This window comes from Vibrio sp. 10N.239.312.C11 (assembly GCF_041466065.1).
In the GTDB taxonomy this organism is placed as follows: Bacteria; Pseudomonadota; Gammaproteobacteria; order Enterobacterales; family Vibrionaceae; genus Vibrio; species Vibrio tasmaniensis_A.
The window spans coordinates 63,072-85,819 of the sequence record NZ_JBFSRZ010000009.1; the positions used below are offsets into that span (position 1 = coordinate 63,072).

Genomic DNA, 22,748 nt, shown 5'->3' on the forward strand with positions numbered 1-22,748 from the left:
AAAGGGTTGGCATAATGCCAACCCTTTTTGTTTTTAATTCTTTAGACTATCAGATCATGCGTACGCGCAGCGCAGTTTCATGATTTCACTATTTATTTCTTTCACGGTTTGGAAGTGACGCTTCTCTGCTCGGTCTGGTAGTACGAGTTTACCGTTATCAAACTCAAATTTACCTACGCCGTAAATGTAGATTCGTCCTTTGAAAAGTCGACTTACATGTTTAGCAATCATACTCGGTGTATAGCGCTTAAACAGTCTCATTTTTAATTATCCTTATATTTACCTAGCCTGCATATTATAGAAAAACTCCGAGATAATTATTGTGATAAGCATGGAGTAATATGCAGTAGAGTTGACGTTAATTAGATATTTGTGCTGTTCTAAGCACTTTCTTCAGTAAATATCTATTTTTACGTGAGCTCCTCCCCAAAATAGTACTGAGTAGTGAACTGCTACGAACTTTCCTGTCCGGTATTAAGCAGTGCTAATGTTACAAGTATAAGAATAGGCGGGATTTTTTTGTTTGTGTAATCAAATTGTAAATTTTGAACAAAAAAAAAGCCCGTCTAAAACGGGCGAATAGTCACAGATGCATTACACAAAAGTGGATACTGATGTTACTCAGTGGATTCACTTGTACTGATTTGCTTAAAGGCTAGTCAGTAAAATCACAATAACGCAAATTCAATCCTGTGACTACTTATGCTTTTATTTTGAGTAACTATTTAAGGTGGGTGTGTTTTTCTTATGACGAAGTTCACACTAACAATGTACTCAATGAAATATTTAAATGAAGTTTGCGAAGCATGATCTGTTCGAAACGTTCATCGACTGATGTCAGCGACGATCGGTGCACATAGTGCTATGAGATCATTGGGATCCAACGCAACGCCAGCCATTCGATCACCCGAGCTAATGGTAACGGTCGAGTTGCTCTGAATAGAAGGATCAAAAATGATCGGCATGTATCTCTTTAGAGCAATAGGCCCAACACATCCAGCTTTAAAGCCGGTGATGGCTTCAACATCAGCGAGTGATACGCAGGTCATTCGACGGCAATTCAGTACCGAGCGTACTTTCTTTGGATCGATAGAGCGATCGCCAGGAGTACAGGCCAACGCATACTGGTTTCCCATATCCTTAAGCAGGATGCACTTGACCATTTGAGAGGCATTAATACCTCGTTCTTGCGCGGTCTCTTCGATGCTGGTGGTTGGCTTGCTTTGCACCAACAGGCGATAGTCCACCTGCTGTTGATCTAACCATTGTGTAATCAGTGTTTCCACGTGGTTACTCTTCGTCAAGGCTGTAAGGCAGTGGCAGAATGTTCCATACTTGCTCAGGTTGCGCAGTCAATCGAAGCTGAACATCGTCATCAAGGTTGTTTGGCAACACCATCAAACCAATCGCCTGATTATCAGCAAATTGATAGACGTTTAATAGTCGGCCTGCACCGCGCCAGTTCTCACCTACGCTGCGCTCTAGTTCAATCGTATTCTCTAGAGACAATACATCCGAACTCGTTCCTGAAACAATGCGCATTTCACGCTTGTTCATGCCACGGTATTTAGCACGAGCAACTGTTTCTTGACCTGTGTAACAGCCTTTTGAAAAGCTGATACCGCCAATCGCTTGCAGGTTGAGTGCTTGAGGGATGTGTTCGTTTTGCTCTGCTTTCGATAGGTTCGGCTGAGCATCAAGAATTTCATGATACTGCCAAAGCGCTTCTGATACTTTTTCTGCAGTGCTGCTTGATACCAAGGCTTCTGCTGCTTCTTGCGTAACAAGTAGAGCCCAACGGTTGTCAGAGACTTGAACAGCGGTGCCACCAGAGATTACACGCACTTTACCTTGGCTTTCTGAAATTGAGTCAATGTATTGATCAGCTGACGCGCCCATGACACCGATAACAACGTCAGACGTTTGCTCGATATCAACCTTAGAGAATACGGCGTATTTTTTAATTTCAACTAATTCGACTTCAATCGCAGACTTAGGCTGCATAAGAGCGTAGCCACCATTGTGGTGGAACAAACGAAAGATACTCCAAACCTTTCCTTTCGCATCACAATGCGCGCCTAACGTGGATTCATCATTAGGAAGAGTGACGACATCGCACGTTACTTGACCTTGCAGGTACGACTTTTTGTCATCGCCTATCATGGTGATTGCACTCCAGTCTGACACGTGTGTCATCATCAGATCTGGAAGCGATTCATTTTGCGTATGAGCGAGCGGCTGAAATGTGTTTTCCCAATCCATTTTATCTTTCCTAAGAATTTTATTTGGCTCTATGTTAATCCGGTTCTGTTTCTTTGTCAGCTTAGGTTTTTTTGTGAGCTTAGATAGGGACTGTGACTCACATAGTAGTTGCAGAGCGTATGACTTGTTACACTCCGAGAAAGAAAAATTATAGGTGAGGATAGCCAATGTACACTGCAGAGCAGAAAGCACGAATTAAATGGGGTTGCCGTCGTGGCATGTTGGAACTTGACGTAGTTATCATGCCATTTTTCGAAGAGTGTTTTGATTCATTGCAAGAGCAGGAGCAGCGTGAGTTTGTTTCTCTATTAGAGTGTGATGACCCAGACCTGTTTACTTGGGTAATGGGACACGGACGCAGTGAAAACCTAGGCCATGCTTCAATGGTTGATAAAATTGTCGCGCATAACCTCAGCAAGGTTCGTTAAGCTTCAGCTTAACCCTTCGTATTCCGCATTATTTGCAAAAGGCACTGTTTTTGGGTGCCTTTTGTTTTTCATCGTTTTCTCTTCTATTCCACTCGCTGTTGCCCTCTATTGTTTAGCTTTAGTGTTCAGTTTGTTTAAAGCCAATCATGTAATCTTGAATACAGCACATGGGTGCTTTGACTATAAAGAAGATGGCGAGATCCGACTCAATGAACAAGCCTACAGACTTAAGTCCGTTGATAAGATTTGGGCGCAGTTCTTCGTTAAATTGCAGTTTGAGTGCGGATATTCAGTCTTGTTGTGGCGAGATAGTTGCAATGAACGTGAATATCGACACTTCTTGGCGCATTTACAACGAGTCCGTTTGATAAACGAAAGCATTGGATAAACAAGAACCAAAGATAAAAGAAAGGGAGCGCTAGGCTCCCTGTCGTCTTTTTCCATGACCAAAAATTAAGACTGGTTTTTCTCTGGTGTCAGAATGGTTGGGCCGCTGTCTTCAGCAAGTTCTGGGTAATCCAGCGTGTAGTGTAGGCCGCGGCTCTCTTTACGTTGCATTGCACAGCGAACCATCAACTCAGCCACTTGTAGTAAGTTACGCAGTTCTAATAGGTTATTTGAAACCTTAAAGTAGCTGTAGTACTCATGAGTTTCCTGCTGCAACATCTGAATGCGGCGCATTGCACGTTCAAGGCGTTTGTCCGTTCGAACAATACCCATGTAATCCCACATGAACAGTCTTAGCTCGTGCCAGTTGTGTTGAATGATCACTTCTTCATCACTGTTGGTGACTTGGCTTTCATCCCATGCCGGAAGTTCAGCGCACAGTTGAGATTGGTCGATATTTTCAACGATATCTTTTGCGGCTGCCCACGCGTATACCACACACTCAAGCAGTGAGTTTGAAGCCATACGGTTTGCACCGTGCAAGCCGGTATAACTCACTTCGCCAATCGCATATAGGTTAGTGAGGTCAGTTTGACCTTGCTTATTGACCATGACACCACCACAAGTGTAGTGAGCAGCCGGTACGATTGGAATCGGTTCTTTGGTCATATCAATCCCCAAATCCATCAAGCGAGTATGGATCATTGGGAAATGCGTCGTGATGAATTCTTCAGGCTTGTGGCTGATATCAACATACATGCAGTCAGCACCTAAGCGCTTCATTTCAAAGTCAATCGCACGAGCAACTACATCACGTGGAGCCAATTCACCGCGCTCATCGAAGTCCTTCATAAAGCGAGATCCATCTGGGCGACGTAAATAGGCACCTTCACCACGCAATGCTTCCGTTAGTAGGAAGTTACGCGCTTCTGGATGGAATAAGCAAGTCGGGTGGAACTGGTTGAACTCAAGGTTGGCTACACGGCACCCCGCACGCCAAGCAATAGCAATACCATCACCTGAAGAGACATCTGGGTTAGAGGTGTATTGGTAAACCTTGGAAGCGCCGCCTGTTGCTAACACAACAAATTTAGCGCGCACGGTTTCAACGTGTTCTTGGTTACGGTTCCAAATGTAGGCACCGATAACTTTGTCTTTCGAACCACCAACCTTATCTTCTGTGATTAAATCTAGCGCGTTATGACGCTCGAAGATCTCGATATTTGGGTGATTCTTGACGTTATCTTGCAGTGATGTTTGCATCGCCATGCCAGTTGCATCGGCAGCGTGCAGAATTCTGCGGTGACTGTGGCCGCCCTCACGAGTGAGGTGATATTTTGGTTGGCCTTCTGTGCTGTTCTCATCTTTATCAAATGGAACACCACCATCAATCAGCCATTGCACACACTCTTTAGCATTTTCAGCAATGAATTGAACTGTATCTTCTTCGCATAACCCAGCCCCAGCAATTTGAGTATCTTCTACATGAGACTCAATACTGTCCGATTCATCGAACACCGCCGCAATACCACCTTGTGCGTAATACGTCGATCCTTCGCTGCGTGGTCCTTTGCTTAATACAATTACTTTTGCATGTTCTGCTACGCGTAAGGCTAATGACAAGCCTGCCGCACCACTTCCTACCACTAATACATCACACTGATGTTCACGGTTTGCGTTCATAAAACTTATTAAATCCCGGGCTATAGTCGAGTTGTCCATGCTCAATTGACTTCGTCTTGTTTTAGGAGTTTGGGTAAGACTGTTATAATCTTTCCCTAGTCATCCTAAAACACGACACAAAATCAATATATAGACAGCTATCTAGAAATATTTAATTGCTCAATACCATTGCTTTTGCTCAAGTTTCCCCAAATTGATAGGGATAACTATTTTTATTACATCACATTGTGAAACAATAATGGCAAATAATTTTAGGAAAGTTGGAACTTTCGGTATTTGGCTCAGTCACAATAGTGCTCTTGTAGACGGTGGTGTCAATACTACATTTCGCATAATTAGTACCCATATCTGTGAAGGTAAGGGTTATAACAATAGGAGTACCCGCTCGAATGAACGAGCAGCTAACCGATCAAGTGTTGATTGAGCGAGTTCAGAGTGGAGATAAGCAGGCATTTAACTTATTAGTGGTTAAGTATCAAAACAAAGTTTGTAATCTTATCTCTCGATACGTGAATAATTCCGGTGATGTACCTGATGTAGCACAAGAAGCTTTTATTAAAGCTTACCGCGCGATACCTAACTTTCGTGGTGAGAGTGCTTTCTATACATGGTTGTACCGAATTGCCGTGAACACCGCTAAAAATCATATTGTTGCCCAGAGCCGCAGGCCGCCAGCAACAGATGTAGATGCAGAAGATGCAGAATATTACGAAACAGGCAGCGCGTTAAAAGAAATATCGAACCCTGAGAACTTAACGCTGTCAAACGAATTGAAACAAGTTGTTTTTGGAGCGATTGAAGCGCTACCCGAAGACTTAAAAACTGCAATGACGTTACGTGAGCTCGAAGGTTTGAGCTACGAAGAGATTGCAGAAGTAATGGATTGCCCTGTAGGAACCGTACGTTCGCGTATTTTCCGAGCTCGTGAAGCGGTAGAAAAGAAAATTAAACCTCTTTTACAACGCTAGAACTTGTAATAATTATGGTGAAAATAATGGCTGATAAAGAAAAGCTTTCGGCACTCATGGATGGTGAAACGATCGATAAAGCTCTCATAGTAGATCTCGAATCTGATCAAGAAAGCATGGCTACCTGGCAGAGTTACCATTTAATTGGTGATGTTATGCGTGGGGATGCGCCAGAAACTCCAGAGTGGAACATTGCTAACAGTGTAGCGGCAGCGCTTGATGATGAGCCTGCACATGGTTCAATGTCGAACCTGCACCAATTGAATGTTGAATCTACTGTTGCTCCAATTGAAGAGCAGCCTAAACCTCAGCAAGCGAAGCGTCAGCTTCCTGCATGGTTACAACAGTTTGGACAAGTTGCCGTGGCAGCGTGTGTTTCATTAGCAGTTGTGTTAGGTGCTCAGCAATATGGCGGCAGCGATCCCGCAGCTCCAGAGCAGTTGCCTGTACTCCAGACGATTCCATTTGCAGGTTCTGCGGAACCAGTAAGCTTAACACGTGACTCTGTTGAGAGACCTGCATCTGAAGCTAACATGCAAGAGCAACGCAAACGCGTTCATGCATTGTTAGAAGATTATGAGCTACAACTAAGATTAAACAGTGATGCATCGCCAATGGAAGATGCACACCTAGAATCGGATATTGAATGAAGAAAATCCTGGTCAGTGCACTGACACTGTTCAGCTTGATGTCTCCAACAGCCTTTGCAGAGGAAACCACTGCAAAGGCCTTGTTACATCAAATGAACGAGGCCAGTCAGCATCAAAATTACGAACTCTCCTACATATTGATAAAGAAGAGCAGTATTGAACCTCTGCTTTATCGTCATGCAGTTAACGACGACCAACAACTTGCACACCTTGTTTATCTAAGCGGCCCTGTTCGTGAGGTTATTCGACGTGGTAATGAAGTTAGCTACATCGAACCGGGTACAGAGCCATTTACTATTCAGTCTGGCAGCATGGTTGCACCTGTCATTCCGATGATTAATCGAGATATCGATTCTCTCAACCAATACTACGATTTTGTAAAAGTTGGGCGTTCTCGTGAGGCGGGCAGTACCACGCAAGTATTACGCGTCGTGCCGAAAGACGGCCTTCGATACTCTTACGTGGTTTGGGTCGACGAGAAAACCAACCTTCCTTTGCGTGCCGATCTTTTGGATCGTGATGGCGAAGTGCTTGAGCAGTACCGCACTATCTCTTATGTCGTGAACGATAAAATTGCAGAAGCAATGGGCGGTTTGAATCAAGCTAAATTGCCGAAGGTTTTGTCATTGCCAGAAGGCTTGGTGAGCGAGACCGACTGGCAAGCCTCGTGGGTGCCAGAAGGATTTAAATCGAAAGAACTCAGCCGTTACCAAATGGCTGCGACCGAAAAAATGGTTGAAAGTCAGCTTTTCAGTGATGGACTGTTTAGCTTTTCGGTTTATATCGCCGATAAAGACGAACATTCATTGAAAGGACAGCTGGTACGCCAAGGGCGAAGAACCTTGCACAGCTTAGTGATTGGCGACAAAGAAATCTCTGTGGTTGGTGATATTCCGCCAGCAACGGCCAAGCGTATCGCTCAATCCGTCACGTTCAATAAACCGGCACCAGCGCAATGATGACTGCGTTGGCAACCGTTAGCTCAGTCGAACAAAAAGGTAAGCAATATTTTGTTCAACTGAGTTGCGAACAACAAACCAGTTGCAGTAGCTGCTCATCTCAAAAAAGCTGCGGAACGGGTATTGTGACCAAGGCTGTTGGCAATAAATCCTTGTTTTGGCAGCTTAAAACCCAAAGCTTAGTTAAAGCAGGCCAGATCGTAGAAATTGGCTTTCCAGAAAAAAGCCTACTTCAGTCTGCAGCTATTGTTTATCTTATCCCGCTTTTCATGTTGATGGTTGGTGCTGGTTTTGGACAACTCTTGTTACAACCCTTATTCCAAGGGGGCGAGGGCATTGTTATCTTAACTGCAGCGCTGTTTACTGCTGGTGGTATTGGTTTGGCGAAGCGCTTAGCTAAACCAATGGAAGACAAATCCAAGCAAGAAGTTGTCTTGATTAGAATCCTAGGCAAGTCTCTCATCTAATTTATGATGCTTATTGCCCTTAAATTGGGTAGAATCTGCCAACTTGATTGAAATGCCGCCACCAATGCTGACTGTAGATTGGACGCGTTGCGGCTTTCTTATTATCCCTATTCAAAGAGTTTAGTCACACCAAGCCTATGAAGCACATTCGTAATTTTTCGATTATCGCCCACATCGACCACGGTAAGTCGACCCTTTCTGACCGCTTAATCCAAGTTTGTGGAGGGTTAAGTGAACGTGAGATGGCAGCTCAAGTCCTCGATTCTATGGATATAGAACGCGAGCGTGGTATTACAATTAAAGCGCAGAGTGTGACTTTAGATTACAAAGCTAAAGATGGTGAAACTTACCAACTTAACTTTATCGATACCCCTGGACACGTAGACTTCTCTTACGAAGTATCTCGCTCTCTAGCCGCTTGTGAAGGCGCGCTTCTTGTAGTGGATGCCGGCCAAGGTGTTGAAGCTCAAACTCTAGCAAACTGTTACACCGCGATCGAAATGGAACTGGAAGTAGTGCCAATCTTGAACAAGATTGACTTACCTGCAGCTGAACCTGAACGAGTTGCTGAAGAAATCGAAGAGATCGTTGGTATCGATGCGATGGAAGCGACGCGTTGTTCTGCAAAAACCGGTATCGGTGTTGATGACGTTCTTGAAAACATCGTAACGGCTATCCCGCCACCGGAAGGTGATCCAGAAGCGCCACTACAAGCTCTGATCATTGACTCTTGGTTCGATAACTACTTAGGCGTTGTTTCTTTGGTTCGTATCAAGAACGGTAAGCTGAAGAAGAACGACAAGATTAAAGTAATGTCGACAGACCAAGTTTGGGGTGTTGACCGTCTAGGTATCTTCACACCTAAGCAAATCGACACAACTGAGCTAAATACTGGCGAAGTTGGCTGGGTTGTTTGTGGTATTAAAGACATCCTTGGCGCACCTGTTGGTGATACGTTGACGCTTGCAAAAGGCGGCAGCACAGAACGTCTACCTGGTTTCCAAAAAGTGAAGCCTCAGGTATACGCAGGTCTATTCCCAGTATCGTCTGATGACTACGAAAACTTCCGTGACGCACTAGGCAAACTAAGCCTGAACGATGCATCACTGTTTTACGAACCAGAAAGTTCAGCAGCACTTGGCTTTGGTTTCCGTTGTGGCTTCTTAGGAATGCTTCACATGGAGATCATTCAAGAGCGTTTAGAGCGTGAATACGACCTAGACCTAATCACAACGGCACCAACCGTAGTGTACGAAGTTGTAAAAACGGATGGCACAATTCTCTATGTTGATAGCCCGGCTAAACTGCCTGCTATTAATGACTTAGAAGAAATTCGTGAACCGATTGCTCGCTGTAATATTCTGGTACCTTCGGATTACCTAGGCAACGTGATCACACTGTGTGTTGAGAAGCGTGGCGTGCAAGTCGACATGGTTTATCACGGTAATCAAGTTGCTGTGACGTACGATCTTCCTATGGCAGAGGTGGTTCTAGACTTCTTCGACCGTCTGAAGTCAACGTCTCGCGGGTACGCATCATTGGATTACAACTTCCAACGTTACGAAGCATCAAACATGGTACGCGTAGATGTATTGTTGAATGGTGAAACGGTTGATGCACTGGCGATCATTACACACAAAGATATTGCCCAGTCTCGTGGTCGTCTACTGGTTGAGAAGATGAAAGAATTCATCCCTCGTCAGATGTTTGATATCGCGATTCAAGCCGCGATTGGTAACCACATTATTGCTCGTTCTACAGTGAAACAACTGCGTAAGAACGTAATCGCAAAATGTTACGGTGGTGATATCAGTCGTAAGAAGAAACTTCTTAAGAAACAAAAAGAAGGTAAGAAGCGTATGAAGCAGATCGGTAACGTTGAACTGCCTCAAGAAGCATTCTTAGCAATTCTTCATGTTGGCAAAGACTAGGTATCAATCGCACTAACTATCTGCTGAACATTACTGGTTAAAATCGTTTATTTCTTTGTTGCAAAGATTGCAATTAGGCCCACTAGTCACTGCACTTTGCGCCTTGAACTAAACGATTTTTCCTGCGTAATCTCCCCAGCATTTAGTCAGCATGATTGATACGGATTAGAAATATTAAGCAGAGTGAAAGGGTTATACTCTTTCACTTTCGTTATTTTTAAAGAAATGAAATTTAAGGGATATCAATGGCTAATACATTTTCGCTTATCTTAGTGATCGTAACTCTAGTGACTGGCATTGTATGGGCGTTGGAAAAGTTTGTGTGGGCGAAGAAGCGCCAACAAAAACTGGCTGACGTTGAAGCACAGTCGAATGGCCTAGACGCTGCAACCAGCGCAAAAGTTACGGCTCAGCCTTGGTGGGTTGAAAACAGTGTGTCCATTTTCCCTGTAATTGCATTTGTTTTGGTTTTGCGTTCATTTATTTATGAACCGTTTCAAATTCCATCTGGCTCGATGATGCCAACACTATTGGTTGGTGATTTCATCTTGGTAGAAAAGTACGCTTATGGTCTAAAAGATCCTGTATGGCGCACTCAATTGGTAGAAACAGGCAAACCAGAACGTGGTGATTCAATCGTATTCAAATACCCACCTCAGCCGAATATCGACTACATCAAGCGTGTTATTGGTATGCCGGGTGATACCATTCGCTACAGCAGCAATAAAGAAATCTGCATTCAAGCGAAGGGTGGCAGTAGCTGTAAACCAGTGAAGTTGAGTAACGTTGAAGAAAGCCAATTTATTCAAGATGGTGTGCCTCTAATTCAGTTGAATGAACAACTGGGTGACGTGGAGCACCAAATCTTAGTTAACCCATTACGCCGTGATCGTGTGCAAGCATATCAACCTCGCAATGGTGTTAACGAGTGGATCGTTCCAGAAGGCCAATACTTTGTTATGGGTGATAACCGTGACAACAGTGCTGACAGCCGTTACTGGGGCTTTGTCCCTGAAGCAAACCTTGTTGGTAAGGCCGTTGCTATTTGGATCAGCTTCGAATTTGAACGCGGTTCAGACAGTGTACTTCCAACATGGATTCCTACTGGTGTGCGTTTTAATCGCATCGGTGGGATTCACTAATCGATCACATAACACATCGAGAGAGCATGAATTCTCCAATTGATAAACTAGAGAGAAAGATTGGCTATCAGTTTAATGATGCCGATCTTATCCATTTGGCGCTGACTCACCGCAGTGCCGCAGGTAAACATAACGAACGTCTTGAGTTTCTGGGCGATTCAATTTTAAGTTTTGTTATCGCTGATGATCTTTACCACCGTTTCCCTAAGGTAAACGAAGGTGATATGAGCCGCATGCGCGCAACATTAGTACGTGGTCATACATTGGCAGAACTAGGTCGTGAATTCGAACTAGGAGATTACTTAAAATTAGGTCCAGGTGAGTTGAAGAGTGGCGGTTTCCGTCGTGATTCTATTCTAGCGGATGCAGTTGAAGCGATCATCGGCGCTGTCTATTTAGATAGTGATACCGAGGTTGTTCGCCGTATTATTTTAAGCTGGTACCAATCTCGCCTAGAGTCTATTCAGCCTGGTGTATCTCAAAAAGATCCAAAAACTCGCTTACAAGAGTTTTTACAAGGTCGAAGAAATCCCCTACCTGTCTACACAGTGACTAATATTAAAGGTGAAGCACACAACCAAGAGTTTACGGTTGAGTGTGAAGTGGCAGGTGTGGATAAACCTGTTATCGGTAAAGGCACTAGCCGCCGCAAGGCAGAACAAGCGGCTGCTGAAACAGCATTAGAGCAACTAAGCAATGTCTGATAACAATCAAGATTTCGATATCGATGCATTCTTTTCATCTGATAGCAAAAAAACGGGCCTACCGGAAAACCAACACTGTGGCTTCATCGCTATCGTCGGTCGACCAAACGTAGGTAAATCGACGCTTCTGAACCATATTTTGGGTCAAAAAATCTCGATCACATCACGTAAACCTCAGACGACACGCCACCGTATTATGGGCGTAGAAACTGAAGGCGATTACCAAGCGATCTACGTTGATACTCCTGGACTTCACATCGAAGAAAAGCGTGCAATCAACCGTTTGATGAACCGTGCGGCGAATAGCTCATTGAGCGATGTGAACTTAGTATTCTTCCTTGTTGACGGTACTCACTGGACTGACGACGATGAAATGGTACTGAACAAGCTGAGAAAAACAGACTTCCCAGTAGTCCTTTGTATTAACAAGGTAGACAACGTTCAAGACCGTACAGACGTGATGCAACACATGATGGAAGTGTCTAAGAAGATGGACTTCCTTGATGTTGTGCCAATCTCGGCGAAGCAAGGTAAGAATATCGATGTACTGCGTAAGCACGTTCGTAATTCTTTACCAAAAGCGACGCACCACTTCCCTGAAGAGTACGTAACGGATCGCTCACAGCGCTTTATGGCCTCTGAAATCATCCGTGAAAAACTGATGCGATTCACAGGCGAAGAGCTACCTTACTCAGTAACGGTTGAGATCGAGCGTTTTGATTACAACCCGGATAACGATGGTTTCCACATCAATGCTTTGATTCTTGTTGAACGTACTGGTCAGAAGAAGATGGTAATTGGTAAAGCGGGCGAGAAGATCAAAACGATTGGTCGTGAAGCTCGTATCGACATGGAAGAACTGTTCGGTCGTAAGGTTTACCTAGAGACTTGGGTTAAAGTTAAGTCTGGTTGGGCTGACGATGAGCGTGCACTTCGCTCGTTAGGCTACATCGACGATCTATAATATATTGAACGTCACTTTCTGATATTAAGAAAGTTGAATTGAATATAAATACAAGAGAGAGTGCGAACTCTCTCTTTTTGTATCTGTAAGAAGGGTAAGTGATTGAGCGAAGGGTTACAGCGATGCTTTGTGTTGCACCGTCGACCATACAGTGAGTCGAGCCTGATTCTGGACGTCTTCAGCGAAGAGTACGGTCGGGTGACGTTGATGTCTAAAGGTGCGCGGAGTAAGCGTTCTAATTTGAAAGGTGCATTGCAACCTTTTACGCCGCTACTGCTTAAGTGGTCTGGCAATGGTTCAATGAAAACGTTGCGCCAAGCTGAACCGATCAGCTTGGGGCTTCCTCTTGCCGGCATTAATCTGTATTCAGCAATGTACGTTAATGAATTAGTTGGGCGAGTGTTGATGGCCGAAGTGGCCATGCCCGCATTTTTTCATGACTATCTTCATGCCTTAACAGAACTCGCTCATAATGAGAACCCTGAGCCAGCACTGCGTCGCTTTGAATTGGCTCTACTTTCCGCTATGGGGTATGGCGTCGACTTTTTACACTGCGCGGGCACTGGCGAAGCGATTGATCCGAGCATGACTTATCGCTATCGAGAGCAGAAAGGCTTCATCGCTTCGGTGCGTCGAGATAACCTGACTTTTATGGGCGATGAACTTATCGCAATCAGTGAGCGTAGGTTTATCACTAAAGAGCAGTTAAAAGCGGCAAAACGCTTTACACGCATAGCCTTAAAGCCGTATCTTGGCGGCAAACCATTAAAAAGTAGAGAGCTATTTATGCCAACAATAGCCCTCTCTAGAGCACGGAGTATTGGAAAATGAGCTCAATCCTTTTAGGCGTTAATATCGACCATATTGCAACTCTACGTAATGCACGTGGTACTAAATATCCAGACCCAGTACACGCAGCTGAAATTGCTGAACGTGCGGGTGCTGACGGCATTACGATTCACTTGCGTGAAGATCGCCGTCATATTGTTGATCGCGATGTACGTATTCTTGCTGAGACAATCCAGACTCGCATGAACTTAGAGATGGCCGTAACGGACGAGATGGTTCAAATTGCACTCGATACTAATCCTGAGTTCGTTTGCTTAGTTCCAGAAAAACGCGAAGAGCTAACGACTGAAGGTGGCTTGGATGTAGTTGGTCAACTTGAAAAGATCAAAGCGGCGACCGAAAAATTGTCCGCTGCTGGTATCAAAGTATCTCTGTTTATCGATGCCGATCGTGAGCAAATCGATGCTGCGAAAGCGTGTGGCGCACCGTTCATTGAACTGCACACTGGCCACTATGCTGATGCTAAAACTGAAGAAGACCAACAAGACGAGCTTAAAAAGATTGCTGCAGGTGCAAGTTACGCAGACGACCTTGGTATTACAGTGAATGCGGGTCACGGTCTGACTTACCATAACGTAGCGCCGATTGCGGCACTTCCTGAGATTTACGAGTTGAACATCGGTCACTCGATCATGGGCCGCGCAGTCTTTGATGGTTTGAATAAAGCCGTTGCAGACATGAAAGCCGTGATGGAAACAGCGCGCAACAACGCTTAGTTCTTTAACTCGGCATTCGTTTAGTTGTAAGCGTTAAGCGGTTAATCAGTAGAATCGAAAAGTTAATAGATAGAAGTTGGTAGTAGGGTAAACATGGCTGTTGTTGGATTAGGTACAGATATCGCAGAAATTGAACGTGTTGAAAAGGCATTATCACGAAGTGGTGAGGCTTTCGCTCAGCGTATTTTGACCGATTCTGAATTTGAAGTATTCCAGCAACTTAAGCAAAAAGGGCGTTACCTTGCAAAGCGTTTTGCTGCAAAAGAGGCGGCGTCTAAGGCATTAGGCACAGGCATCGCTCTTGGTGTGACCTTCCACGACTTCGAGATTTCAAACGATGAGCATGGCAAGCCAGTTCTAAGCCTGCATAAAAAAGCGCGTGAAATCGCAGATGCGAGTGGTACAAAGTCGATTCACCTGACTATCTCTGATGAGCGCCATTATGCGGTGGCGACGGTACTACTCGAGTCGTAAATAGATTACAGCTACTTTATACCAATCGTAGTAAATAACTGTTCACCCTAGCTTGTTAAAAAACTCGATAACTTCGTTAGAATTTTTGATTGTAGAATAACTACTTATCGAAAAATCCTGCCTTGTTCTCAAGCTTTTTTCCTACGCTATTTTTGATCACTTACTTACTGTGATTGGTATTATATCTGGTGCTCTAGGTTCTAGACAGAAAAAAGCAGAGCTCATGAGCTCTGCTTTTTTATTGGCTGGTAAACCGTTTAATGAATGTTTGTGAGTCAGAAATATTCGCTAGGTCTTGGCTGGTTTCAAATAATGAATCGCGGTTGCTTGAACCTTATCTAATTCATCCTGAAGTTCAAAAAGCTCCGGTTCAATGTCTTCAACAGAAGTGCCTGAACGAAGTTCTTTCTCTATCGTTGCACATACCGACTTAAGCCTTGGTACCCCACTGTATGAGCTGCTGCCATGCATCTTGTGGATGATGTGTGTCAGCGCTTCAACGGGGTAGTCACTGTCTTCGATCGCTTTTTCCGCGGCTTCATAAACTTCAGGAATAAAATCTACGAGCATTTGCAGCATATCGCGTGCGAGGTCTTCTTTATTGGCGGCTTGTTTCAAAGCAGCTTGCCAATCAATGATGATGTTCTTGTGCTCGCTGGCTTCAACTTCTGAAACAGAGCTGTGGTCGATTTCAGCAGAGACCGCCGGGTGATCTGGGTCTATTTTATCAATGTGCTCAATCTCAGAGGTAGGGCTCCAATGAATAAGAACCTGTTGTAACACATGCTCTTCGATAGGCTTGGTTAGGTAGTCATCCATACCTGCTTCAAGTAGTCGGTCACGCTCTCCCATCATTGCATGCGCAGTAACAGCAATCACAGGCGTGTTTGCATTGTTCGCCAACGCCTTAATTTTTTGGCAAGCGGTCACGCCGTCCATCTGCGGCATTTGAATATCCATGAAAATGACATCAAATGGAGTCTCTGTCGCTTTGTCGAGAGCTTTCTGACCACTAGTACAACTGATCACTGTCTCTACGCGCTCTTTTAGCAGCGCAGTAATCAGTTTAAGGTTGGCAGGGTTGTCGTCGACCGCCAATACCGTAAGCGGTAGTTTCTCTTCTGAATGTGTTTCAATAGCGGGTGCAATTAAGGTTGGCGCTTGATTTGATACCAAAGTTTGCAGCAACTTCTTGCGAGAGAGAGGCTTAGTAATGCACTGAACATCGACTTCTTTCATCAATTGCTCACCCAACGCTAGCTCGGTACTTGGTGTACCAATAATCACGTTCTGAGCGATCTTCTTCGCGCCAATCGCCCAACCACTCACAGTATCAAATTGATACTCTTGGTTCGCGGCTAAGTTAAGTAGAACGTAGTCATACGAGGTAGATTCGTCAGGCATAACCGAACGGTACGTTACCACTAAGCCTTCTTGGGTTAGGATCTGCTGAGTAATTGATGCCGCTTGCATGTTTGGTTCGATAAGCAGCAGTTGCTTGTCTTGCAGGCACTGAGTCTCTATTAGTTCTGTCATCGGCATATCGGTAGTCGATAGTCTCAGGGTGAACCAGAAGGTGGAGCCTTGGTGAAGACGACTGGTTAGGCTGATCTCTCCGCCCATTTGGCTGACCAGTTTTTGGGTGATTACCAGACCTAAGCCTGTACCACCATAACGACGAGAGATGCTCGCATCGGCTTGGCTGAAGGCTTGGAAAAGTTGTGCTTGTTGGCGTTCTGAGATACCAATGCCCGTATCTCGAACCATAAACTGCAGCTCAATGCTGTCTTCGCTTTGTGAACGAAGTTCAACGCTGATGTCAATGTTGCCACGCTCGGTAAACTTGATCGAGTTACCCACAAGGTTAGTCAGGATCTGTTGGATACGCAGTGGATCACCAACAACGCCTGGTGGTACTTTCGGGTCGATCTTAAGTGTAAGCTCAAGACCTTTTTCATGAGCATTAGTGGCTTGAAGGTTAACCACCTCTTCTAGGCTCGCTTGGAACTCAAATGGAATGTTTTCTAGAGCGAGTTTGCCGGCTTCAAGTTTTGAGAAGTCCAAGATATCGTTGATGATGCTGAGTAGGTTATTGGCCGAGCGTTCAATGGTCTGTAAGTAGTCGGTTTGGCTGTTCGATAGGTGTGTCTTGAGCATCTGACGAGTAAAGCCAATCACACCATTGAGTGGTGTTCTAAGCTCATGAGACATATTCGCCAAGAACTCAGATTTAACACGAGCGGCTTCTTGAGCTCGTTTTTTCGCAATGTCTAACTCAACGTTTTGAATCTCTAATTGCTCTAGGGTTTCACGCAGATCAGATGTTGCTTGGTCGATGCTGTGCTGCATCTCGACGTGATATTCTGATAGCGAGACTGCCATCGCGTTGATACCGTTTTTCAGTGAATCAAGCTCACCATGCATTTTGCCTTCGATACGCACATCGAGGTGACCACGACGAATTCGGTCGACCATGTTTTTCATGTGTGTGATCGGTTGGGTTACATCGTGCATCAAGCGGAAGGCAAATACCCCAGAAAGTCCAAGACCGAGGATCAGCACCAAGAAGGCAGAGAACACTTCTTGATATTGCTGCAATCGAAGTGACGACAAGTCTAACTCTATCGCAATATAGCCGATCGCTTGATTCGCTTGAGACTGGCCATTAGCTGAGTTGATGTATTGCCCCTCAGCGATGATAGGTGTCCTAAGAATCAGCGTGTTATCGAGCAGGTTCGATGAGCTTAAATGCGGAATCGGTTTATCTTTCGGATAGGTCAGGCTTTCAAAATCAGGATGGAAGTTTGACGTTACAAACAACTCATGACGTTCATCAAACACCGCAATACTGCGCACCAGCTTAGAATTTTTTCGATGAGCATAGCTAATCAGCTGACGAACAGACTCTCGACTTTCGAGCTTCATGCCAGACTCACTCGCAATCGCTAGTGGTTCAATGATGCTAGTACCAGTGTTAACCACTTGACCCTCAAGGTCTTGATAGCGGTTAAATGAGAAAAATGCACTCAATAGCAGCCCAATAATTAGGGTTGGAGCTAGAGTTAAGGTAATTACACGGGCTCTTAAGCCATATCTGGTCATGTTCTTTAATTACATCGAGGTCTGGATATGGGAAAATAACGCACACAATGGCGGTTAAGTGAACGGTAAGCTTAATCAAAGCCGTGACGTTCGACAATGATTCCAAGACAGAATAGTGAGTCCTGGATACCAATTACTTATTAAAAGATACATTAGGCACAAGCAATGGCACGTTTTTTCCAACCAAAAAAGAAAACTCAACTCGAGACCAAGCATCAATCGGTTTTGGTTGAACGAATGGATCACAATGGCGCTGGCATCGCTTATCAGAAGAACAAACCAGTTTTCATTGATGGCGCATTGCCCGGTGAGAAGGTGGTTATTCAGCTTACTGAGAGCAAAAGTAAGTTTTCGCGAGCAAAACTCATCAAATTACTTCAACCGAGTGAGCTGCGTTTAAAGCCATTTTGTAAGCACTTTAATCAGTGTGGTGGCTGTCATCTTCAACATCTCGGTTACTCATCTCAGGTTGAGCATAAAGCACAATCTTTGACGCACCTGATGAGCAAATACCAAACGGCTAACACCGAAGTCGCCCAGCCGATTGTCGGTGATGAAACCGGTTATCGTCGTCGCGCGCGTATCAGTCTATTTGTTGATAAGAAGACACAGCTGCTTCAGTTTGGTTTCCGTAAGAAACAAAGTAAACAGATTGAAAACATCACCGACTGCGCGGTGCTTGACCCTCGCCTTAATGTATTGCTGCCAAAACTGAAAAGTTTACTGAACACTTTCAGTAGCCTTACGTCTTTAGGACATGTTGAATTGGTGTTGGGTGATACTGGCCCTGTTATGGTGCTGCGTCACCTTAAACCTTTGGTTGAAAAAGATGAGCAAGCGTTGATGACGCTCGCGAAAGAAGAAGGTGTAACGCTGTACTCGATGCCAGAAACCGATAAGTTGGTTCGTTTGGTGGGTGATTCGCCAAGCTATAGTGAAACCGGTGTAACCTTACCTTTTGAGCCAAACCACTTTATACAAGTTAACCAGAAAGTGAACCAACAGATGGTTGCTCAAGCGATTGAGTGGTTAGAGCCTCAAGCGGATGAGCGTGTGCTTGACCTGTTTTGTGGTTTAGGCAACTTCAGTCTGCCTATCGCACAACAATCGGCGTTTGTCGTTGGTGTGGAAGGCGTTGATGAAATGGTTCAACAGGCAACGGCTAATGCGGCGTTAAACCAGTTAAGCAATACGGAGTTTTATCAAGCGAACCTCGAAGAAGATTTATCTTCACAGCTTTGGGCAAAAGAGAAATTCGATAAAGTATTACTTGACCCTGCACGTGCTGGAGCGAGTGGGATCGTTGATCAAATTTCAGCGTTAGGAGCGAAGCGTGTGGTTTATGTTTCGTGTAATCCTGCTACTCTAGCGAGAGATTCTGAGAGTTTAGAAAAACAAGGCTATCAATTAGCCAAACTTGGTATGTTGGATATGTTTCCCCATACCAGTCATCTAGAATCGATGGCTCTCTTTATCAAGGCTTAGAAGCCCTTAAATATGGCTTAAAAATGAATCACAAAGGCGCAGGGAAGCCTGCGCTGATATCAATATGAGTCGAACTAACTTGGAATCAGTTAGTCATATTGAATTGGGTATAAAACATAATAACTAGGAAGGCATGATGGTTGCGGTACGAAGCGCACATTTAAACCCAAGCGAACAGTTTGAGCTAGAAAGTTGGATTGCGTCACTGAATCAAGACGTAAAAACCTCGAATAAACTGACCAAAGTTTATCGTCACTGTGAAGAGCTATTAAAAGATCACGAGCAAGCGTCGCTCCTGCTTTGGCGTGGGCGTGAGATGATCGAAATCTTGGTTACGTTGTCGATGGACCGTGCCACTTTAATTGCAGCGCAACTTTTCCCCGTTGTTTCAAGCGGCGTTTTTGGACGCGAAGCGTTTGAAGAAAGCTACGGTAAAGAAACCGTAAAGTTAATTGATGGCGTTGAAGAAATGGCAGCTTTGGGCCAGCTAAACGTTACCCTTGAAGGCAGTGCTGCCTCGGGACAAGTAGATAACGTTCGTCGAATGTTACTGGCCATGGTCGATGATTTCCGCTGCGTCGTCATCAAGCTAGCAGAACGAATTTGCAACCTCATCGAGGTAAAAAAGGCCCCTGATGCTGTTCGCCGTGCGGCAGCAAAAGAGTGTGCTAACATCTATGCGCCTCTTGCAAACCGTTTGGGCATTGGTCAGCTAAAGTGGGAAATTGAAGATTACGCTTTCCGCTATCAACAACCAGATACCTACAAGCAGATTGCCAAACAGCTGTCAGAGCGTCGTATCGTGCGCGAACAATACATCACTGACTTTGTTGATGACCTAACATCAGAAATGAACCGTTCAAGCATCAATGCTGAAGTCAGCGGTCGTCCCAAACACATCTACAGCATCTGGCGTAAAATGCAGAAAAAGGGCTTAGAGTTTGATGAGCTTTTTGACGTGCGTGCGGTACGTATTATTGCCGACCAACTGCAAGACTGTTATGCCGGTCTAGGTGTGGTTCACACCAAATATAAACATCTTCCAAGTGAATTTGATGACTATGTGGCGAATCCTAAGCCCAATGGTTACCAATCAATTCATACCGTAGTTCTTGGCCCTGAAGGCAAGACCATCGAAATTCAGATCCGTACCAAGCAAATGCACGAAGACTCTGAGTTAGGTGTGGCTGCGCACTGGAAGTATAAAGAAGGTGCTTCTAGCGGTGTACGCAGTGGCTACGATGAGAAAATCACGTGGTTGCGTAAGCTTATCGACTGGCAAGAAGAGATGTCAGATTCTGGCGAAATGCTGGATGAAGTACGTAGCCAAGTCTTTGATGACCGAGTCTATGCCTTTACACCACGCGGTGATGTGGTCGATTTACCAATGGGTGCAACGCCGTTGGATTTTGCTTACCACATTCACTCGATGGTTGGACACCGTTGTATCGGTGCCAAAGTCGCAGGTCGAATCGTTCCGTTTACTCATAAGTTGGCGATGGGCGATCAAGTTGAGATCATTACTCAAAAAGAACCGAATCCATCACGTGATTGGTTAAATCCGACCACAGGTTTTGTTCATTCAAGTCGAGCTCGAGCAAAAATTAACGCTTGGTTCCGCGCTCAGAGTCGTGAGAAAAACCTCGAAGCTGGACGAGACATCCTAGAAGTCGAGCTAGGCAGAGTCGGCGCAACACTGAAAGATGCTGAGCAATATGCGCTGAAACGATTCAACGTCAATACACCTGATGAATTGTATGCAGGTATTGGTAGCGGCGATTTGCGTATTAACCAAGTGGTTAATCACATCAATGCTCTGGTCAATAAGCCGACGGCTGAAGAAGAAGACAAGAAAGCACTCGAGAAGTTGCTTGAGTCTGACAATAAGCCAGCACATCAGAGCCGTCCGAAAAAGGATGCTGTCGTTGTTGAAGGTGTTGATAACCTAATGACCCACTTGGCTCGTTGTTGTCAGCCTATCCCAGGTGATGTGATCAAAGGTTACATTACTCAAGGGCGTGGTATCTCAGTACACCGCAGCGATTGTGAGCAGTTAAGTGAACTTAACCTACATGCCCCTGAACGTATCATCGATACGGTGTGGGGAGATGGTTTTGTAGGCTCGTATATCTTAACACTGCGTGTAGAGGCGCTAGAACGTACCGGCTTGTTGAAAGACATCACATCCCTGTTCTTGAACGAAAAAGTCAGTGTGACGACAATGAAGAGCCGTATTGACTATAAACGTCAGCTGTCGGTGATGGATTTCGATTTGGAAGTGACCAACATTGAAATTCTGAGTCGAGTGACGAGTCGAGTAGAACAAATCAAAGATGTCATGAGCGTAAAACGCCTCGGCTAACTTTCACGTTGCATTAGTCACTTTTACTGCGTTAACTGCGCTTTCTTGGTCCATCACATAGGCGAGCTATGCTCAGGAATCGCGAAAGCTTGTTGCCTTGTTAGAAGAGCCAATTACTTAGTAAAACAAAGATAGTTGTCATTCCCTACAGTGAGGGACGAACGTGATAGGGAATCTCTCTAAGCGATTTGAGATCCCCAACTCGCTCATTCTTCGCTCTTGAGGATGACTGAAAGAATAGAAAGGTGAGTGGTTTTGGCTGCTCACCTTTTTTAGTTTTAGTGAAGTTTTAAATTTAAAAATCAAAGACAGTGAATAGGAATAAAACGATGAATCACCCGATTGAACAACTTGAACAGATCATGACTAAGCTGCGCGATCCTGAAGGTGGCTGTCCTTGGGATTTGAAACAAAATTTTGAAACAATTGTCCCGCATACGATCGAAGAAACCTATGAAGTAGTGGACGCGATTCACAACAAAGATTGGCCGAACCTACAAGAAGAGCTGGGTGATTTGTTGTTTCAGGTGATTTTCTACAGCCAGCTCGCGAAAGAGCAGGGACTGTTTGAGTTCTCTGATGTGGTCGATGGCATCAATGAGAAGCTAACGCGCCGCCATCCGCATGTGTTTTCTGATACAGAGTTTGCCAGTGATGAAGAAATTAATGCCAACTGGGAAGCTGAAAAAGCCAAAGAGAAAGCACAGGCAGGCAAAACTCAAGAAAGTATTCTAGACTCAATACCAAACTCTCTACCTGCACTTTCGCGTGCTACAAAAATTCAAAAGCAAGTCGCGAAATTTGGCTTTGATTGGGACTCTATTGGCCCAGTCGCCGATAAGGTTTTAGAGGAAGTTGATGAGGTGCTAGAAGAAGCGCTTCAAGTAACACCAAACGAAGATTTAGTTGAAGAAGAACTGGGGGATTTGTTGTTTGCTACCGTCAATTTAGTGCGACATTTGGGTAAAAATCCAGAAACGGCTCTCAATAAAGCCAATCTGAAATTTTCACGCCGCTTTAAAGGTGTGGAACAAAAAGTTCGTCAGCAAGATAAAATTTTGACCGACTTTTCTCTACAACAGCTTGATTCCATATGGGATGAAGTCAAAGTGGCGGAGAAAAGATCATCAAAGCTTTTATCATGAATTGATTTGAAGCAAAAAATAAAAAATAGCAGTGTGATAGATTTCACGTTGTGGCGATAAGGGGCTTCTG

21 protein-coding genes are annotated in these 22,748 nt (G+C 44.6%); 16 read left to right on the forward strand and 5 right to left on the reverse strand.

Annotation, left to right across the window (positions count from 1 at the left end):
* Nucleotides 1-54: 54 nt before the first annotated feature.
* The 3 genes from AB6D07_RS06215 to ygfZ form a co-directional block, all read right to left on the reverse strand.
* Nucleotides 55-261 carry a DUF1107 domain-containing protein gene (locus AB6D07_RS06215; RefSeq protein ID WP_009847660.1) on the reverse strand — a complete coding sequence of 69 codons (207 nt, stop codon included), beginning with the start codon at nucleotides 259-261 and terminating at the stop codon, nucleotides 55-57.
* 563 nt (nucleotides 262-824) lie between these two features.
* Nucleotides 825-1,286 (reverse strand): aminoacyl-tRNA deacylase, encoded by a 462-nt coding sequence (locus AB6D07_RS06220; protein ID WP_009847659.1) that lies wholly within the window; start codon nucleotides 1,284-1,286, stop codon nucleotides 825-827.
* 4 nt (nucleotides 1,287-1,290) lie between these two features.
* Complete coding sequence (gene ygfZ / locus AB6D07_RS06225; RefSeq protein ID WP_017103271.1) at nucleotides 1,291-2,262, reverse strand: tRNA-modifying protein YgfZ; 972 nt, start codon at nucleotides 2,260-2,262, stop codon at nucleotides 1,291-1,293.
* 167 nt (nucleotides 2,263-2,429) lie between these two features.
* Here ygfZ and AB6D07_RS06230 point away from each other — a divergent pair, with 167 nt between their 5' ends.
* A complete protein-coding gene (locus AB6D07_RS06230) occupies nucleotides 2,430-2,690 on the forward strand; it encodes a succinate dehydrogenase assembly factor 2 (protein ID WP_004735374.1) in 261 nt (86 codons plus the stop codon).
* Complete coding sequence (locus AB6D07_RS06235; RefSeq protein ID WP_347230242.1) at nucleotides 2,638-3,078, forward strand: protein YgfX; 441 nt, start codon at nucleotides 2,638-2,640, stop codon at nucleotides 3,076-3,078. The genes AB6D07_RS06230 and AB6D07_RS06235 overlap by 53 nt, the downstream gene beginning before the upstream one ends.
* A gap of 65 nt (nucleotides 3,079-3,143) precedes the next feature.
* Here AB6D07_RS06235 and nadB read toward each other — a convergent pair whose 3' ends face one another.
* Nucleotides 3,144-4,760: an L-aspartate oxidase gene (gene nadB, locus AB6D07_RS06240; protein WP_017103270.1), complete on the reverse strand. Its 1,617-nt coding sequence runs from the start codon at nucleotides 4,758-4,760 to the stop codon at nucleotides 3,144-3,146.
* A 389-nt stretch (nucleotides 4,761-5,149) separates the two neighbouring features.
* Between nadB and rpoE the strand changes: the two genes are divergently transcribed.
* From rpoE to acpS, 11 genes are all read left to right on the forward strand, one after another.
* On the forward strand, nucleotides 5,150-5,728 hold the full coding sequence (gene rpoE, locus AB6D07_RS06245; RefSeq protein ID WP_004735377.1) for an RNA polymerase sigma factor RpoE: 579 nt from the start codon (nucleotides 5,150-5,152) through the stop codon (nucleotides 5,726-5,728).
* Nucleotides 5,729-5,754: 26 nt separating this feature from the next.
* Complete coding sequence (locus AB6D07_RS06250; RefSeq protein WP_029222968.1) at nucleotides 5,755-6,378, forward strand: sigma-E factor negative regulatory protein; 624 nt, start codon at nucleotides 5,755-5,757, stop codon at nucleotides 6,376-6,378.
* On the forward strand, nucleotides 6,375-7,337 hold the full coding sequence (gene rseB / locus AB6D07_RS06255) for a sigma-E factor regulatory protein RseB (protein ID WP_069592284.1): 963 nt from the start codon (nucleotides 6,375-6,377) through the stop codon (nucleotides 7,335-7,337). The genes AB6D07_RS06250 and rseB overlap by 4 nt, the downstream gene beginning before the upstream one ends.
* A complete protein-coding gene (locus AB6D07_RS06260; protein WP_017097295.1) occupies nucleotides 7,334-7,804 on the forward strand; it encodes a SoxR reducing system RseC family protein in 471 nt (156 codons plus the stop codon). Before rseB ends, AB6D07_RS06260 begins: the two co-directional genes overlap by 4 nt.
* A gap of 137 nt (nucleotides 7,805-7,941) precedes the next feature.
* Nucleotides 7,942-9,735 (forward strand): translation elongation factor 4, encoded by a 1,794-nt coding sequence (gene lepA, locus AB6D07_RS06265; protein WP_009847653.1) that lies wholly within the window; start codon nucleotides 7,942-7,944, stop codon nucleotides 9,733-9,735.
* A 245-nt stretch (nucleotides 9,736-9,980) separates the two neighbouring features.
* Nucleotides 9,981-10,877, forward strand: a complete 897-nt coding sequence (lepB, locus tag AB6D07_RS06270; protein WP_017103267.1) for a signal peptidase I — start codon at nucleotides 9,981-9,983, stop codon at nucleotides 10,875-10,877.
* A gap of 26 nt (nucleotides 10,878-10,903) precedes the next feature.
* Nucleotides 10,904-11,581 (forward strand): ribonuclease III, encoded by a 678-nt coding sequence (gene rnc, locus AB6D07_RS06275; RefSeq protein WP_004735383.1) that lies wholly within the window; start codon nucleotides 10,904-10,906, stop codon nucleotides 11,579-11,581.
* On the forward strand, nucleotides 11,574-12,545 hold the full coding sequence (gene era / locus AB6D07_RS06280) for a GTPase Era (RefSeq protein ID WP_004735384.1): 972 nt from the start codon (nucleotides 11,574-11,576) through the stop codon (nucleotides 12,543-12,545). Before rnc ends, era begins: the two co-directional genes overlap by 8 nt.
* Nucleotides 12,546-12,647: 102 nt before the next feature.
* Nucleotides 12,648-13,376, forward strand: a complete 729-nt coding sequence (recO, locus tag AB6D07_RS06285; RefSeq protein WP_012604785.1) for a DNA repair protein RecO — start codon at nucleotides 12,648-12,650, stop codon at nucleotides 13,374-13,376.
* Entirely contained in the window at nucleotides 13,373-14,110 is a 738-nt protein-coding gene (gene pdxJ / locus AB6D07_RS06290; protein WP_009847651.1) for a pyridoxine 5'-phosphate synthase, read from the forward strand. The genes recO and pdxJ overlap by 4 nt, the downstream gene beginning before the upstream one ends.
* 93 nt (nucleotides 14,111-14,203) lie before the next feature.
* Nucleotides 14,204-14,584 (forward strand): holo-ACP synthase, encoded by a 381-nt coding sequence (gene acpS / locus AB6D07_RS06295; RefSeq protein ID WP_009847650.1) that lies wholly within the window; start codon nucleotides 14,204-14,206, stop codon nucleotides 14,582-14,584.
* Between the two features lie 288 nt (nucleotides 14,585-14,872).
* Here acpS and barA read toward each other — a convergent pair whose 3' ends face one another.
* Complete coding sequence (gene barA, locus AB6D07_RS06300) at nucleotides 14,873-17,686, reverse strand: two-component sensor histidine kinase BarA (protein ID WP_017103821.1); 2,814 nt, start codon at nucleotides 17,684-17,686, stop codon at nucleotides 14,873-14,875.
* A 165-nt stretch (nucleotides 17,687-17,851) separates the two neighbouring features.
* On the opposite strand from barA, the gene rlmD reads away from it, so the two are divergent.
* The 3 genes from rlmD to mazG all read left to right on the forward strand — a co-directional run bounded on the left by rlmD (nucleotide 17,852) and on the right by mazG (nucleotide 22,678).
* The gene (gene rlmD, locus AB6D07_RS06305) at nucleotides 17,852-19,171 is read left to right on the forward strand and encodes a 23S rRNA (uracil(1939)-C(5))-methyltransferase RlmD (RefSeq protein ID WP_017097666.1); all 1,320 of its coding nucleotides are present in this window, start codon (nucleotides 17,852-17,854) and stop codon (nucleotides 19,169-19,171) included.
* A 136-nt stretch (nucleotides 19,172-19,307) separates the two neighbouring features.
* Nucleotides 19,308-21,533 (forward strand): GTP diphosphokinase, encoded by a 2,226-nt coding sequence (gene relA, locus AB6D07_RS06310; protein WP_009847647.1) that lies wholly within the window; start codon nucleotides 19,308-19,310, stop codon nucleotides 21,531-21,533.
* Nucleotides 21,534-21,862: 329 nt separating this feature from the next.
* Nucleotides 21,863-22,678 (forward strand): nucleoside triphosphate pyrophosphohydrolase, encoded by an 816-nt coding sequence (mazG, locus tag AB6D07_RS06315; RefSeq protein WP_029223072.1) that lies wholly within the window; start codon nucleotides 21,863-21,865, stop codon nucleotides 22,676-22,678.
* The last annotated feature ends 70 nt before the right edge of the window (nucleotides 22,679-22,748 follow it).

Bases quoted from the DNA above. Each gene is read 5' to 3' on its own strand.
- AB6D07_RS06260 (WP_017097295.1), top strand. From the start codon at position 7,334: ATGATGACTGCGTTGGCAACCGTTAGCTCAGTCGAACAAAAAGGTAAG.
- rpoE (WP_004735377.1), top strand. From the start codon at position 5,150: ATGAACGAGCAGCTAACCGATCAAGTGTTGATTGAGCGAGTTCAGAGT.
- rnc (WP_004735383.1), top strand. From the start codon at position 10,904: ATGAATTCTCCAATTGATAAACTAGAGAGAAAGATTGGCTATCAGTTT.
- AB6D07_RS06215 (WP_009847660.1), bottom strand. From the start codon at position 261: ATGAGACTGTTTAAGCGCTATACACCGAGTATGATTGCTAAACATGTA.
- AB6D07_RS06235 (WP_347230242.1), top strand. From the start codon at position 2,638: ATGCTTCAATGGTTGATAAAATTGTCGCGCATAACCTCAGCAAGGTTC.
- acpS (WP_009847650.1), top strand. From the start codon at position 14,204: ATGGCTGTTGTTGGATTAGGTACAGATATCGCAGAAATTGAACGTGTT.
- rseB (WP_069592284.1), top strand. From the start codon at position 6,375: ATGAAGAAAATCCTGGTCAGTGCACTGACACTGTTCAGCTTGATGTCT.
- AB6D07_RS06250 (WP_029222968.1), top strand. From the start codon at position 5,755: ATGGCTGATAAAGAAAAGCTTTCGGCACTCATGGATGGTGAAACGATC.
- lepA (WP_009847653.1), top strand. From the start codon at position 7,942: ATGAAGCACATTCGTAATTTTTCGATTATCGCCCACATCGACCACGGT.
- rlmD (WP_017097666.1), top strand. From the start codon at position 17,852: ATGGCACGTTTTTTCCAACCAAAAAAGAAAACTCAACTCGAGACCAAG.
- barA (WP_017103821.1), bottom strand. From the start codon at position 17,686: ATGACCAGATATGGCTTAAGAGCCCGTGTAATTACCTTAACTCTAGCT.
- AB6D07_RS06230 (WP_004735374.1), top strand. From the start codon at position 2,430: ATGTACACTGCAGAGCAGAAAGCACGAATTAAATGGGGTTGCCGTCGT.
- ygfZ (WP_017103271.1), bottom strand. From the start codon at position 2,262: ATGGATTGGGAAAACACATTTCAGCCGCTCGCTCATACGCAAAATGAA.
- pdxJ (WP_009847651.1), top strand. From the start codon at position 13,373: ATGAGCTCAATCCTTTTAGGCGTTAATATCGACCATATTGCAACTCTA.
- era (WP_004735384.1), top strand. From the start codon at position 11,574: ATGTCTGATAACAATCAAGATTTCGATATCGATGCATTCTTTTCATCT.
- nadB (WP_017103270.1), bottom strand. From the start codon at position 4,760: ATGAACGCAAACCGTGAACATCAGTGTGATGTATTAGTGGTAGGAAGT.
- lepB (WP_017103267.1), top strand. From the start codon at position 9,981: ATGGCTAATACATTTTCGCTTATCTTAGTGATCGTAACTCTAGTGACT.
- relA (WP_009847647.1), top strand. From the start codon at position 19,308: ATGGTTGCGGTACGAAGCGCACATTTAAACCCAAGCGAACAGTTTGAG.
- mazG (WP_029223072.1), top strand. From the start codon at position 21,863: ATGAATCACCCGATTGAACAACTTGAACAGATCATGACTAAGCTGCGC.